Genomic DNA, 13,728 nt, shown 5'->3' with positions numbered 1-13,728 from the left:
CTTGTTCCCCTCGGACCCAAACAGGGAGCTGTTGCCCCGATGTTGCGCTTCCTGATAATGCGGATTCTCTCGGCGATCCCGGTGCTGTTCATTCTCAGCGTCGTCACCTTCGCCATCATCCAGGCGCCGCCGGGCGACTATGGTGATTTCATCCGCGCCCAGCTCATGAACCAGGGCGGCGCGTCCGCCGTCGTCGCGGAGGCGCAGGCCGAGGCCTACCGCCAGGCGCATGGCCTAAACGACCCCGTGATCATCCAGTATCTGAACTGGATCTGGGGCATCATTTCCCGCTTCGATTTCGGCCACAGCTTCTTCTACAACAAGCCCGTCTCGACGGTGGTGGCCGAGCGCCTGCCGCGCACGCTGATGCTGGCGCTGGTCTGCCATATCCTGGCATCGGTCATCGGCATTACGTTCGGCATCATCGCCGCCACGCGCCAGTACAGCTGGATCGACTCGGTGCTTTCCTTCGTGTCGTTCCTCGGCATGACGGTGCCGCGCTTCTTGATCGCGATCATCATCGTCTACCTGCTGGCGTTCAAACTGAACGTGCAGGAAATCGGCAGCTTCTTCTCGCCGCAATATGGCGGCGCGCCCTGGTCGTGGGCCAAGTTCGTCGACCTGGTGAAGCATATCTGGCCGGTGGTCGCGATCGCGACTTTCGGCGGCCTCGCCTACAACATGCGCGTCATGCGCGGAAACCTGCTCGACACGCTCAACGCCCAGTATGTCGAGACGGCGCGGGCCAAGGGGCTGCCGGAATCCCAGGTGATCCTGCGCCATGCCGTGCCGAATGCCCTGCATCCGCTCATCATGTATCAGGGCGTCGTGCTGCCCTACATGCTGACCGGCGAGATCGAGGTGGCGATCGTCTTCGCGCTTGCCACCGTCGGCCCGGCCATTGTCGGCTCGATGGCGGTCGGCGACGTCTATGTCACCGCGACCTTCATGCTGGTGCTCGCGACAACCCTGATCATCGGCAACATCATCGCCGACATGCTGCTGGCGCTGCTCGATCCGCGCGTCCGGTTGGGCGGAGGCAATTCATGACCGACACCACAGAGACGACCATCTCCGTGCCGCCCGCCGCCTCGCCGGCCGTGCCCAACGCCCGCTTTGCCCAAGGCAATGAAGGCTATTTCGCCCTCGTCTGGCGCCGCTTCCGTCGCTCGGTCATGGGCATGATTGGCCTGATCATGGTTATCGGCCTGCTGCTGATGGCGCTGTTCGCGGATTTTGTCGCCCCCGTCGATCCGCGCGCCAACGGCATCGGCTTCGCGCCGCCCGACCACATCAGCTTCTTCGCGCCGGACGGCTCGTTCAGCCTGATTCCGCGCATCTATCCGATCGTCGAGACGGACGAGCTCGACCCGGTGACGTTCCAGCCGATGAACGGCCCGGACCTTCAAAATCCGCACATACTCAGCCTGTTCGTGCGCGGCTTCGACTACAAGATCCTCTGGTTGATCCCGTCCAACATCCATTTGTTCGGCTCGCGCGACGGCGCGCCGATCCACCTGCTCGGCACCGACAAGTTCGGCCGTGACATTCTTTCGCGCGGGATCGTCGGATCCAGGATCTCGCTCACCATCGCGCTGATCGTCGTGTTCATCACGACGACGGTCGGCACCACCATCGGCATCACGTCGGGCTATATGGGCGGCAAGATCGACGCCTGGGTGCAGCGCTTCGTCGAGCTCGTGCTGGCCTTCCCGCAATTACCGCTCTACCTGGCGCTGACTTCGCTGATCCCGATCACCGCGCCCTCCAATGTCTTCATCGCCTTCGTCATCGGCGTGATGGCAGCCCTTGGCTGGGCGCAGCTTTCGCGAGAGGTGCGCGGCAAGACCCTGGCGCTGGCGAGAATTGAGTATGTCCGCGCCGCCATGGCGATCGGCGCCGGCGACGGGCGGATCATCTTCCGCCACATCCTGCCCAACGTCATGAGCCACGTCATCGTCGGCGTGACGCTGGCGATCCCGACCATCGTGCTGCTGGAATCCTTCCTCGGTTTCCTCGGCTTCGCCGTCAAGCCGCCGCTGATTTCCTGGGGCCTGATGCTGCAGGATACCGGCGCCTTCTCGGTCATCGGCTCCTATCCGTGGATCCTCTCCCCCGTCGCCTTCGTGCTGATCACCGTCTTCGCGTTCAACGCGCTCGGCGACGGTCTGCGCGACGCGATCGACCCCTACTAGGCGGAATCAACATGGCAGAGCCCAGACACGAATTCGCCCCGCACGAGCGCTACGACCTGAACGCGCATGGTCGCGAACTGATCCTCGACGCCCGCAATGTCGCCGTCACCTTCAAGGTCGAGGGCGGCTCTGTCGAGGCGGTGCGCGACGTCTCCTTCCAGCTGCACAAGGGCGAGACCATCGCCATTGTCGGTGAATCCGGCTCCGGCAAGTCCGTGACCGCACGCACGATCATGGGGCTCCTGTCGAAGCGCGCCACCGTGGCCAAGGATTCGCGCATCACCTTCGAGGGCAAGAACGTGCTTGCCTTCAACCCCGTGCAAAGACGAAAGCTGCGCGGCAACCGCTTCTCCATGATCTTCCAGGAGCCGATGAGCTCGCTGAACCCGGTCTATACGATCGGCCAGCAGATCGCCGAGATGCTGCACATCCACAACCGCAAGATCTCCCGAGCCGACGCGCGCGCGAGGGTGCTCGAACTCTTGAAGGAAGTGCAGATCCCGGACCCGGAAGCGCGGATCAAGCAATATCCGCATCAGCTTTCCGGCGGCCAGCGCCAGCGCGTCATGATCGCCATGGCGCTCGCCAACCGTCCCGACATCCTGATCGCCGACGAGCCGACCACAGCGCTCGACGTCACCGTGCAGGCGCAGATCCTCAACCTGATCAAGGATCTGCAGAAGCGCTACGGCATGGCGGTGATCCTGATCACCCACGACCTGACCATCGTCCGGCAGTTCTCCGACTATGTCTATGTGATGCAGCATGGTGAGGTGAAGGAACACAACGTCACGGAGACGCTGTTCCAGAACCCGCGTCATAGCTATACGCGCCACCTGCTCGCCTCGGAGCCGAAGGGCGCCGCCAACCCGCTGCCGGAGGGCACACCCGTCATCCTGGAAGGCCGAAATGTTCGCGTCGCCTACACGCTGAAGCGCGGCGGCATGTTCAAGCCCGACTATTTCCAGCTGCTTGCCTGCGACAATCTCAGCCTCGAATTGCGCCGCCACGAAACCCTTGGCATCGTTGGTGAATCCGGTTCAGGCAAGACGACGTTCGGCCAGGCGCTGATCCGGCTGATCCAGCACTCGACCGGCGAGATCGTCTTTGACGGCGAGCCGATCCACGACAAGGACCGCAAGGCGATGCGGCCGCTGCGCTCGCGCATGCAGATCGTCTTCCAGGATCCGTTCTCGTCGCTCAATCCGCGCATGTCGATCGGCCAGATCATCGAGGAAGGCCTGATCGTCAACGACATCGGTTCCTCGCGCCAGGATCGGCTGGAGCGCGTCCGCCAGGCCCTGCGCGATTCCGGCATGCCCGACACCATCCTGTCGCGCTTCCCGCATGAATTCTCCGGCGGTCAGCGCCAGCGCATCGCGATCGCCCGCGCCATCGCGCTGGAGCCGGAATTCATCCTGCTCGACGAGCCGACCTCGGCGCTCGACCTCTCCGTGCAGGCGCAGATCATCGACCTGCTGCGCAAGCTGCAGGACGAGCGTGGCCTGTCCTACCTGTTCATCTCGCATGACTTGAAAGTGGTGCGGGCGCTCTGCCATCGCGTCATCGTCATGCAGCACGGCAAGATTGTCGAACAGGGCCCGGTCAGCGAGGTGCTGACCCGTCCGCAAAGCGAATACACCGCCCGCCTCGTCCGCGCGGCGTTCGAAATAGCCGCCTGAATATTCTGTTACCCCCGGAGCTTCTTCCATGACTGCCAATCCCAGGATCACTTTCATCGGCGCCGGCTCGACCGTGTTCATGAAGAACATTGTCGGCGACGTGCTGCAGCGCCCGGCGCTTTCGGGCGCCACCATCGCGCTGATGGACATCAACCCGCAGCGCCTCGAAGAAAGCGCCATCGTCGTCCGCAAGATCGCCTCGACCCTCGATGCGAAGGCGAAGGTCGAGACCTATACCGACCAGAAGAAGGCGCTCCAGGGTGCCGATTTCGTCGTCGTCGCTTTCCAGATCGGCGGCTACGACCCCTGCACGATCACCGATTTCGAGGTGCCGAAGCGCTACGGCCTGCGCCAGACCATCGCCGACACGCTCGGCGTCGGCGGAATTATGCGCGGGCTTCGGACCGTTCCGCATCTCTGGAAGATCTGCGACGACATTCTCGCCGTCTGCCCCAACGCGATCATGCTGCAATACGTCAACCCGATGGCGATCAACACCTGGGCGATCACGGCGAAATATCCGACGATCCGCCAGGTCGGCCTCTGCCATTCGGTGCAGGGTACGGCGATGGAACTGGCGCATGACCTCGACATTCCCTACGAGGAAATCCGCTATCGCGCCGCCGGCATCAACCACATGGCGTTCTATCTGAAATTCGAGCATCGCCAGAAGGACGGCTCCTATCGCGACCTCTACCCGGACCTCGTCCGCGGCTACCGCGAAGGCCGTGCGCCAAAACCCGGCTGGAACCCGCGCTGCCCCAACAAGGTGCGCTACGAGATGCTGACCCGGCTCGGCTATTTCGTCACCGAAAGCTCCGAGCACTTCGCCGAATACACGCCCTACTTCATCAAGGAAGGCCGTGAGGATCTGATCGAGAAGTTCGGCATTCCGCTCGACGAATATCCCAAGCGCTGCATCGAGCAGATCGCCCGCTGGAAGAGCCAGGCGGACGAGTATCGCAGCGCGGACCGGATCGAAGTCTCGCAGAGCAAGGAATACGCCTCCGAGATCATCAACTCGGTCTGGACCGGCGAACCCTCGGTGATCTACGGCAACGTCCGCAACAATGGCTGCATCACCTCGCTGCCGGCCGATTGCGCGGCAGAAGTGCCCTGCCTGGTCGATGCCTCCGGCATCCAGCCGACCTATATCGGCGAATTGCCGCCGCAGCTGACGGCGCTGATGCGCACCAACATCAACGTGCAGGAACTGACGGTGAAGGCGCTGCTGACCCAGAACCGCGAGCACATCTACCACGCCGCGATGATGGACCCGCACACCGCCGCCGAGTTGGATCTCGACCAGATCTGGCACCTCGTCGACGATTTGCTGGCCGCCCATGGCGAATGGCTGCCCGAATGGGCGCGCGGCGAAGCCAAGCAGCGCGTCGCCTGATCCGGCGGCATTGAACAAGGCGTGTCGTCTGCTCCCTCCCCGGCATACGGCACGAAGGCCCCGGCGTTTCCCCGCCGGGGCCCTTTTTTGTTTAGACTTCCGAACAGACCAACCCGCTCCGCCATCATCCTGAGGTGCTTCGCGTGAGCGAAGCCTCGAAGGAGGCTCCAGCGGAGCAAGGAGCGTTCGCTGGACCCTCCTTCGAGGCCCGGCTTTGCCGGGCACCTCAGGATGCTGGTCGAGTTTACGGATACGCAGTGAGGGTGCCCCCTACCGCCCCATGAACACGCGGCGGGAAATCTGGTCTTCCAGGCTCAGCCAGCGGCGCGAGACTTCGTCGTCGGCATGGCGCGATGCCTCGCGGGCCTCGCCCTTCAGCGCCTTGAGCCTCTCGACCGGCAGCTCGATATTCGCGTCCAGTTCCTCAGCGACGGCGACGAAGCGCTCGGCTGCTGCCACGCTACCGAACAGCGGCGCGGCGTCCTCGGCGATGAAGCGATCCCACTCGAGCGTCGGCTCGTAGCCGAAGCGGGCGAAGGCGAGATAGGAAAGCTCGACCGTCGCATGATAGGGCGAAGGCTCGCCCCAGACGGTCAGGCCCTGCATACCGACATCGGCGCAGAACTTGTTCATGTCAGCAAAGGTGCGGCCGTTGAAGGCATAGCGCTCGGTGCGACGGTCGCCGTTCCACTGGCAGGCGAACTGGCAGCGCAGCACGTTCGGCTGCGTCGGCAGTTTTTCCACATCGGCGCGCGTGAGTTCCTTCTGCAACCGGCCCCAGAAGGTGCGGTTGGTGGTGTGCTGGTAGATCGCGCCCTGCGGCATGTTGCGCTGCGCATCATGCGCGACCGGATCGAACAGATTGTCCCACTGCAGCTCGCTGTAGATCCAGGCGTCCGGCTTCTTCGCCTTCGCCGCGCGGTAGAGGCGCGGAAAGTTCTCGGCCATGTCGGTATGCGACCAGCTATCGCCATGATCATCGACGCGGCGGGCGGCCTCGGCCTCGTTGTTGCGACGGGCGACGCAGCGCGCGCAGCCGCAGACGCCATAGTCGCCGCTTTCGATGTTGACGCCGCCGATTTCAAACGTGTCGGCGAGCCAGGAGACCGCCTCCTCCATCCAGTCCATCGTCTCCGGCGCACTCGGGCAGGCGCTCATGGTGTAGTCGGAGCGGGGGAAATTGAGCGGGAAGTCGAGATCGGCGATCTGGAAGCCGACGCCCTTTTCCATGCTGGCGGCATGCTGCGGGTTTTTCTTCAGCCAGGTCGCGAGGTTATAGGGGTGATCGCCCTCCCAGTAGACGCCGCCATAGGAGCCGATGGCGATGCCCGGCACGATGCGCACGCCGCGCTCGGTCGCATAGCGGCAGAGCTCCTTCGCCGCCTCGATGCCACCATGCGAATTGCGCAGGAAGCCGTAGATGACGACGGAGGGGATGCGGTTGCGGCTGGCGAAATCGACGAGGCGCGTATAGTCGCCGAGGAAGCCCGCAGGCGGCTTGCCATAGGGATTGAAGACGCCGATTTCCTGATGGCCGACCTGCGACAATTCCCAGTTGGTCGAATGGTCCCAGGTCCAGAAGGTGCGATACGCCAGACCCGGCGCGACACGGCGTTCGCCGGTCGGGACAAGGATGCCGCCCCCCTCGACTTTGGCGCGAGAAATCAGCTCTTCCGCGCCATAGATGACGCCGGAGAACGGGCCGCCGGCGATCGTGATCTCGGCGTTCGAGCCATCCTTCGGCTTGACCGTCAGCGTGAAAGCGCCCTCGGCCTGCGACTTGTCCTCGACCAGACGGATGACCGGAAGTCCCGAAGTTGCCGCGGCGAGCGGCACGAATTCGAGCATCGGAAACGCCGCGCGAAGCCGCCGCGCCGCATGCACATGCCGTTCGCCATGCTCGAGCCCGACCCGTCCCGCGATCCGAACGTCACCCGTACCAACCATCCCGTCATCCTCCTCAAGGCGTGTTCGCGGCGCCGCCGCGTTGTTGACAGGATTACCCATCTAATATCAAATATCAACGTAGACTATCGTCAGTGATATTTTTTGGAATGCAGCTTCCGAAGTCTTTCGGCGGCAGTTGGGGGATGGAATGGCTGGCTTGAATGCAACGGGTTTGGAACTCGAACAGACCTGGCCGATGCCGAGCCATCCGCGACCGATCACCCTGATCGGCGCCGGCGACATCGTCACCAGCGCCCATTTGCCCGCCTATCGCAAGATCGGCCTGCCGGTCGCCGGCATCTTCGATCTCGACCAGGAAAAGGCCCGCGCCGTCGCCGCGCAGTTCGATATTCCGGTCGTGCATGAAAGCATGGCCGCCGCCATCGCCGCCCGCCCTGACGATACGGTGTTCGACCTCGCCTTGCCGCCGGTGGCTATCCTCGGCGCCGTCCAGCAATTGCCGGTCGGCAGCGTCGCCCTGATCCAGAAGCCGCTCGGCGCCAACCTCGCCGCCGCGCGCCAGATCCTCTCCGTGATCGACGCCAGAAAAATCACCGCGGCCACCAATTTCCAGCTCCGCTACACGCCCTCCATGCTGGCGATCCGCGACGCCGTCCGTCGCGGACTGCTCGGCGACATCGTCGAGCTGGAAGTGCGGCTTGCCATCTACATGCCGTGGGAGATGTGGTCGTTCATCCCGCATCTCGAAGCCGTCGAGATCCCGCTGCATTCGATCCATTATCTCGACTGGATCCGTTCGATCCTCGGCGAACCGGACAGCGTCTATGCCAAGGCGGTGCCGCATCCGCGCTATCCCGACCTCAAGGACGCCCGTTCGAGCATCATCCTCGACTACGGTCCGAAGGCGCGCTGCAACCTGTCGCTCAACCACACCTATAATTACGGCCCGAAGCACATCGACGCGACCATCCGGGTCGAGGGCACCAAGGGCTGCGCCCATCTCGACCTCGGCTATCTGCACGATTATCTGAAGCCCGTGCCGGAGAAGCTCGAAATCATCGTCGAGGGCGGCGAATGGACGGAAGTCCCGCTGGTTGGCGAGCGCGTTCCCGACGCCTTCGGCGCAGTGATGTCGAACCTGCAGCGCTTCGCCGCCGGCGAAGACAGCGTGCTCGACACCGACGTGCACGACTCGATCCGCACCATGGCGCTCGTCGACGCCTGCCTCGCTTCGAGCCGCCTCGGCGGCATTGTTCCCCAGGCGGTGTAGAGGCTCTGCCGCGGTTCTTCACCTCTCCCTGAGGAGCGGGCCACAATTCGAAGAACTCAACCATCATCCTGAGTGGCCTGCCCTAAGTCGAAGCACTCAACCATCATCCTGAGGTGCCCGGCAAAGCCGGGCCTCGAAGGAGGGTCCAGAGAACGCTTCGATCGTCGGACTTCCAATTTCGTTTGCAAGCCGGAATGCCCGGCTGGAGCCTCCTTCGGCTTCGCTGACGCGAAGCACCTCAGGATGAGGGCGGAGCGGGTTGATCCGCATGGAGGATCAGAAGCTGCGCTCTGACCTCTCCTTGTGAGGAAGTCGGCAAGCGGCCGGCGGCGGATATCTCTCAATCTTTTAAATGACTTGCCTCGCCGCCACCCGCGCGGCGTGGCGCTTCTGCGTGGCAGATCGCGCCATCGCACATCTGCGCTTTCTTATAGGAAATTACTATTTCAATAGAAAAACTGGTGTGCTAGCGTTGCCGCATGGCCGCACAAAAATCCCGCTTCAAGGGAGGCGGCCGTGGCGGGGTGACAGGGATGCTGACCGCTTCTATCGCGCCTTCTATCGACTGCCTCGCGGGAGCGATGGCGGCAGTGGAAGCGTGCCGCTCGGCGACCCGACTGACAGGCCAGATCGACCCCGATGGCGCAAAGCCGTCGGCACGATCGAGGTTCGATTCCAGAACAGCGCGCGACCAAACCAGACAGAGGGACCGACAATGAAGCCAACACCATTTGCGACCGGCAAGCGAAGCCGATCCGTCCGCACCATGCTCGCCGGCCTTGCCTTCGCCTCGATGACGGCCTTCGCCGGTCAGGCCGCGCAGGCGCAGGACGTCACGACGATCCGCGTGCTGAACTGGGAGCCGGGCGGCGCCGATTACTGGAAGGCGCTCGTCGCCGAGTTCGAGAAGCTCAACCCGACCATCAAGGTCGAGCTGGAGACCGTGCCGTTCGACCGCTATCCGGAAGTCCAGGGCCCCTACATCACGACCAAGAGCGGCCCCGACGTGATGGAAAACAACGCCGGCCTGGAGTTGTTTGACCGCCGCCGCGCCTATGAAGAGCTGCCGCCCGAAGTTCTGGAAGCCGGCAAGGACCTGATCACCTATAGCGGCGGCTGCCTGAACTTCGACACCACAAAGCCCTGCTACGGCCTGCCCTTCGGCTATCAGGGCAACGTCATGTACTACAACAAGAAGGTCCTGGCGGAAGCCGGCCTCGACGCCGCCAACCCGCCAAAGACCTGGGACGAGATGGGCGCGGCTTGCGAGAAGGTGAAGGCTGTCGGCAAGACCTGCCTCGCCATCGGCCTCTCCGGCGTCTTCCCGGCCTACTGGAACTTCCCCGAGATTGCGCGAAACTACCTGACCGAAGACGACATGCGCGCCATGCTCGCCGGCAAGATGCCCTGGACCGACCCGAAGATGGTCAACATCCTCAAGGGCCTCGCCTCGATCACGCAGGCGGGCTGGACCAATTCCAGCGCGCCCTCGATCACCATGCTGCCGGACGGCGCCGACATCTTCCAGAGCGGCAATGCCGCCTTTGCCGGCACGATCATCTCGGACGCGGCGAACTGGGCCGCCTTCGGCAAGATCCTCGGCGATGAAAACCTCGGCGCCATGCGCTGGCCGACCATCGTCGCCGACGCGCCGCTGGCCGGCAGCTTCTCCGGCATTGAGAGCTCGGTGTTCGGCGTGTCGTCCTGGAGCGAGAAGAAGGAAGCCGGCTTCGCTTTCGTCAAGTTCATCGCCGGCAAGGAAAACGCCGCCCTGCTGAGTTCGATTGCCGGTGGCATCTCGCTCAACAAGAATGTCGACCCGTCGATCCTGCCGAAGTCCGAGGCGCTCACCCAGATCCTCGAGATCATCAAGAAGCCGACGCTGCATGCCGGCGTTCTGCTCTCCGGCCAGGAAGCCGATGCGCTCGCGCGCGGCTGGCAGGAAGTCAGCCTCGGCCGCCTGTCGATCGAAGACTGGACCGGCCGCATGCAGAAGGCGCTCGAGCAGAGCCCGAGCAAGCGCCAGTAACAGATCGTTAACGGACCGCTAACACGAAAAGGGAGGACGGCGCGCTCCGCCGCCCTCCCCGTCTCTCCCTACAACAGGCAGGAATTTCGATGGCTGAACTGGCCAATCTGGCGTCGCGACCGAACCGGGCGGAGGTCGCAAGGCGACCCTTCATCCGCAGGGAGACGCTGATCGCGCTGCTGTTCGTGCTGCCCGGACTGGCGCTGGCGATCCTGTTCAAGCTGGTGCCGCTACTGCGCGGCATCTGGTTGAGCTTCCTGGAGACACGGGGCTTCGAGGATCCGACCTTCGCGGGCCTCGCCAACTACCGCACCATGCTGAGCGATCCCTCGGTGCATGACTCGTTCCGCAACGCGCTGATCGCCTTCGCGACGCTGCCGGTCTGGATCATCCTGCCGCTGGTGCTTGCCTTCCTGCTGTTCCAGAAGACGCCGGGCTGGAAGTTCTTTCGCGCCGCGTTCTTCCTGCCCTACATTATCGCGCCGATCGTCGTCGGCATCATGTTCCGCCAGATCCTGGCGCCGGACGGCCCGTTGAATGCGGTGCTGCGCGCCATCGGTCTGGCCCCGCTCGCCATCGAATGGCTGAACGGCCCGACCAGCGCCCTGCTGGCGCTGACCGCCGTAGCCCTGTGGAGCTTCTTCGGCCTCGGCGTGCTGACTTATCTCTCCGGCCTTTCGACCGTATCGGAAGAAGTGGTCGAGGCGGCCAAGTTGGACGGCGCCCGCTTCTGGCAATTGCTCGTCTACATCATCATGCCGCTGCTCAAATCGGTGATCGGTTATTGGGCTGTGCTGTGCACTTCCGGCATCCTGATCTGGATGTTCCCGCTGATCTACGCGCTCACCAAGGGCGGGCCGGGAACAGCGACGGTACTGCCTGAATTCCTTGTGTTTACAACGACGTTCCAGTTTCTCGATCGCGGCCTGGGCGCGGCCATCGGCATGGCGCTGTTCGTCTTCGTCGCCCTCGTTTCGGCCTTCGTTGTCCGCCGCATGTATATCGAAGGGAGCCAGCGCAAATGACCCGTCCGGCCTCCTCCCAGAAAGCGATTGTCTCCTCGATGCGCATCATGCTGACGCGATGGATCGTCACCGGCATCCTCGTCATACTCGCCGTGGTGACGCTCTATCCGCTGATCTTCACGGTGATCAACTCGATGAAGACGCGCGCCGCCTATTCGGCCGATCCGCTCGGCTTCTTCACCGATCTGACCTTCGACAACTACATCGAGACATTCCAGCGCATGCAGGTGCCGCGCCTGCTGCTGAACAGCCTGATCACGACGGCGGGCGGACTTGTCCTCTCCACCGTCGCGGCGTTGTTCATCGCCTACGCCGTCACCAAGCTGAAGATGCGCGGCGGCAACTATATCTTCCTGTTCATCATTGCGATGCTGGTGATCCCGAGCCAGGTGATCATCTATCCGCTTTACGAGACCATCCTCGATCTCGGCTTTGGCGGCACCTATCAGGGTTTGATCCTCGCCTATGCCGCCTTCGGCCTGCCGCTCGGCACCTATCTGCTGTCGGCCTATTTCCGCGCCATTCCCGACGAACTGATCGAGGCGGCACGGCTCGACGGCGCCGGCGACATCCGCATCCTGTTCTCGATCCTGCTGCCGATCTCGACGCCGGCCATCGCCGCCCTGTCGATCCTCAACTTCGTCTGGATGTGGAACGATTTGCTGCTGCCGCTGGTGATCATGGGCGGCTCCGACAAGAAGACGCTGATGGTCGGCGTCGCACTGCTTTCGGGCCAATACGACGTCTCGATCCCGTTGATCAGCGCCGGACTCATCATCGCCCTGGCGCCGGTCATCGTCGTCTACATGCTGTTCCAGCGCCAGATCCTGTCCGGCGCCATCGCGGGAGCCGTCCGATGAAACGCGATCCGAAACCGGGAGAGCCGGTGATGTTCCTCTACCGGCTGAAACCCGGCGCCGGCCCCGAATATGACCGCTGGCACGCGGAAGTCTGGCCGGAACTGCTGGCAGAAATCGAGGCGGCCGGCTTCGAGGACTATCAGATCTGGCGGCATGAGGAGATCGTCATTTCGCGCCTGCGCGGTCGCAACGGCTACCGCGCGGCGGAAGCGATCATGCAGGCGAGCGCGATCCAGAAGCGCTGGACCGCGACGCTGTCGCATCTGTTCGAAAGCTACGAGACATCAGATGGCGAGCCGCTCTGGCTCGAAGAAGTGTTTCGCCTTGCCGTGCGGCCCGATCGTGACGCGTGACAGTCTAGCCGCCGACAGGACCGCCGGTATTGGCGAGCGGAAAGCGCGGCTCGGCCAGATGGCCGCCGAACAGGGTGGTGATGTTGGCGGCTGCTTCGTACAGCACTCGCGCCGCGTCCTCCATCGGCACCTTCTCGGTCGCCGAGGCGAGGAACGGCATGGTCAGGACAGCCGGGGCATGGCCCTCTGCATCCAGGATCGGGAAGCTGATATCGGTGATGCCCTTCAGCGCCTCGCCGACGATCATCTCGTAACCGACCGAGCGCACGACCTCGACACGCTTCTTGAGCCAGTCGACCTCGCTTTTCGGCGCGGTCTGGCCGATTGCCTCGAACAGCCATTCCTGCATCGACGGCGACTGATAGGCGATCAGAAGACGGCCGGACGCCGTGCGGATCGCTGGGTTCTGGGTACCGACGCGCAGACGAAATCCGAGCGGCGCGGGACTGTCGACCTGGGCGACGACGCGGATCGATACGCCGTCAAGCACCGCCAGATGGAACGCCTGATAGGCTTCGATCGCCGCGCGATTGATGATCGGTCGCGCCACGTCAATCAGCCGGCGCATCGGCGGAAAGCGATACGAAAGATCATGCAGCTTGGTCGACAGAACCAGGCTTTCCTCGCCCGGCGGGCGCTGGATGTAGCCGCGCCGTTCCAGCGCGACGACAACGCGGTAGACCTCCTGCAGGGAACGGCCAAGCTGCTGCGCGATCTGGCTCGGCGTCACACCTTCGGAAAGGCTGGCGAGCAGTTCGAGCACGTCGAGGCCCTTTTCCAGGGCCGGGACGCTGTAGGTCGGCTTCGCCACCGCCCCGGCGGTTGCCTTGGAAGTCGCCGCTGCCTTGACCCCGCTCAATTTGGCAGGTTTCGCACCCTTGGCCGGCTTCACCACCTCGTCTGCGAGCAAAGCCGCCGAACCGACCAATTTCGTCGCGTCGGAAGTCTTCCCGCCGGATGGCCGCTTGGCAGTTGTCATGGCGCTTCTCCTTTGGTGCAGGTCATCG

General features: G+C 63.5%; 11 protein-coding genes. 9 read left to right on the top strand and 2 right to left on the bottom strand.

Going from position 1 to position 13,728, the window contains the following annotated elements; genetic code table 11:
* Positions 1-39 precede the first annotated feature (39 nt).
* From OSH12_RS16040 to melA, 4 genes are read left to right on the top strand one after another with little or no spacing between them, the layout of a single operon-like run.
* Positions 40-1,050, top strand: a complete 1,011-nt coding sequence (locus OSH12_RS16040; RefSeq protein ID WP_266344597.1) for an ABC transporter permease — start codon at positions 40-42, stop codon at positions 1,048-1,050.
* Positions 1,047-2,195: an ABC transporter permease gene (locus tag OSH12_RS16035; RefSeq protein WP_266344596.1), complete on the top strand. Its 1,149-nt coding sequence runs from the start codon at positions 1,047-1,049 to the stop codon at positions 2,193-2,195. The genes OSH12_RS16040 and OSH12_RS16035 overlap by 4 nt, the downstream gene beginning before the upstream one ends.
* Before the next feature lie 11 nt (positions 2,196-2,206).
* Positions 2,207-3,877 (top strand): ABC transporter ATP-binding protein, encoded by a 1,671-nt coding sequence (locus OSH12_RS16030; protein ID WP_266344595.1) that lies wholly within the window; start codon positions 2,207-2,209, stop codon positions 3,875-3,877.
* 28 nt (positions 3,878-3,905) lie between these two features.
* Positions 3,906-5,276, top strand: coding sequence for an alpha-glucosidase/alpha-galactosidase (gene melA, locus OSH12_RS16025; RefSeq protein ID WP_266344594.1), 1,371 nt, complete (start codon positions 3,906-3,908; stop codon positions 5,274-5,276).
* A 270-nt stretch (positions 5,277-5,546) separates the two neighbouring features.
* Here the strand turns inward: melA and OSH12_RS16020 are convergent, their stop codons facing one another.
* Positions 5,547-7,223, bottom strand: coding sequence for a hypothetical protein (locus OSH12_RS16020; RefSeq protein ID WP_266344593.1), 1,677 nt, complete (start codon positions 7,221-7,223; stop codon positions 5,547-5,549).
* Positions 7,224-7,371: 148 nt separating this feature from the next.
* Here OSH12_RS16020 and OSH12_RS16015 point away from each other — a divergent pair, with 148 nt between their 5' ends.
* From OSH12_RS16015 to OSH12_RS15995, 5 genes are all read left to right on the top strand, one after another.
* Positions 7,372-8,454, top strand: coding sequence for a Gfo/Idh/MocA family protein (locus OSH12_RS16015; protein ID WP_266344592.1), 1,083 nt, complete (start codon positions 7,372-7,374; stop codon positions 8,452-8,454).
* 715 nt (positions 8,455-9,169) lie between these two features.
* Positions 9,170-10,483 carry an ABC transporter substrate-binding protein gene (locus OSH12_RS16010; RefSeq protein ID WP_266344591.1) on the top strand — a complete coding sequence of 438 codons (1,314 nt, stop codon included), beginning with the start codon at positions 9,170-9,172 and terminating at the stop codon, positions 10,481-10,483.
* Positions 10,484-10,572: 89 nt separating this feature from the next.
* Complete coding sequence (locus OSH12_RS16005; protein ID WP_266344590.1) at positions 10,573-11,508, top strand: carbohydrate ABC transporter permease; 936 nt, start codon at positions 10,573-10,575, stop codon at positions 11,506-11,508.
* A complete protein-coding gene (locus OSH12_RS16000; protein ID WP_266344589.1) occupies positions 11,505-12,368 on the top strand; it encodes a carbohydrate ABC transporter permease in 864 nt (287 codons plus the stop codon). The genes OSH12_RS16005 and OSH12_RS16000 overlap by 4 nt, the downstream gene beginning before the upstream one ends.
* Positions 12,365-12,721, top strand: a complete 357-nt coding sequence (locus OSH12_RS15995; RefSeq protein ID WP_266344588.1) for an L-rhamnose mutarotase — start codon at positions 12,365-12,367, stop codon at positions 12,719-12,721. Before OSH12_RS16000 ends, OSH12_RS15995 begins: the two co-directional genes overlap by 4 nt.
* Before the next feature lie 4 nt (positions 12,722-12,725).
* On the opposite strand, the gene OSH12_RS15990 is transcribed toward OSH12_RS15995, so the two are convergent.
* Positions 12,726-13,700: an IclR family transcriptional regulator gene (locus tag OSH12_RS15990; RefSeq protein WP_266344587.1), complete on the bottom strand. Its 975-nt coding sequence runs from the start codon at positions 13,698-13,700 to the stop codon at positions 12,726-12,728.
* Positions 13,701-13,728 lie beyond the last annotated feature (28 nt).

The sequence above is a fragment of the Kaistia terrae genome (assembly GCF_026344005.1).
GTDB classification, from domain to species: Bacteria; Pseudomonadota; Alphaproteobacteria; order Rhizobiales; family Kaistiaceae; genus Kaistia; species Kaistia terrae.
The sequence above is the reverse complement of the archived record's forward strand: the minus strand, read 5'-3'. Positions and strand labels throughout refer to the sequence as shown.

Coding starts and splice junctions, on each gene's coding strand:
- OSH12_RS16030 (WP_266344595.1), top strand. CDS start 2,207: ATGGCAGAGCCCAGACACGAATTCGCCCCGCACGAGCGCTACGACCTG.
- OSH12_RS16000 (WP_266344589.1), top strand. CDS start 11,505: ATGACCCGTCCGGCCTCCTCCCAGAAAGCGATTGTCTCCTCGATGCGC.
- melA (WP_266344594.1), top strand. CDS start 3,906: ATGACTGCCAATCCCAGGATCACTTTCATCGGCGCCGGCTCGACCGTG.
- OSH12_RS15990 (WP_266344587.1), bottom strand. CDS start 13,700: ATGACAACTGCCAAGCGGCCATCCGGCGGGAAGACTTCCGACGCGACG.
- OSH12_RS16010 (WP_266344591.1), top strand. CDS start 9,170: ATGAAGCCAACACCATTTGCGACCGGCAAGCGAAGCCGATCCGTCCGC.
- OSH12_RS15995 (WP_266344588.1), top strand. CDS start 12,365: ATGAAACGCGATCCGAAACCGGGAGAGCCGGTGATGTTCCTCTACCGG.
- OSH12_RS16020 (WP_266344593.1), bottom strand. CDS start 7,223: ATGGTTGGTACGGGTGACGTTCGGATCGCGGGACGGGTCGGGCTCGAG.
- OSH12_RS16035 (WP_266344596.1), top strand. CDS start 1,047: ATGACCGACACCACAGAGACGACCATCTCCGTGCCGCCCGCCGCCTCG.
- OSH12_RS16015 (WP_266344592.1), top strand. CDS start 7,372: ATGGCTGGCTTGAATGCAACGGGTTTGGAACTCGAACAGACCTGGCCG.
- OSH12_RS16005 (WP_266344590.1), top strand. CDS start 10,573: ATGGCTGAACTGGCCAATCTGGCGTCGCGACCGAACCGGGCGGAGGTC.
- OSH12_RS16040 (WP_266344597.1), top strand. CDS start 40: ATGTTGCGCTTCCTGATAATGCGGATTCTCTCGGCGATCCCGGTGCTG.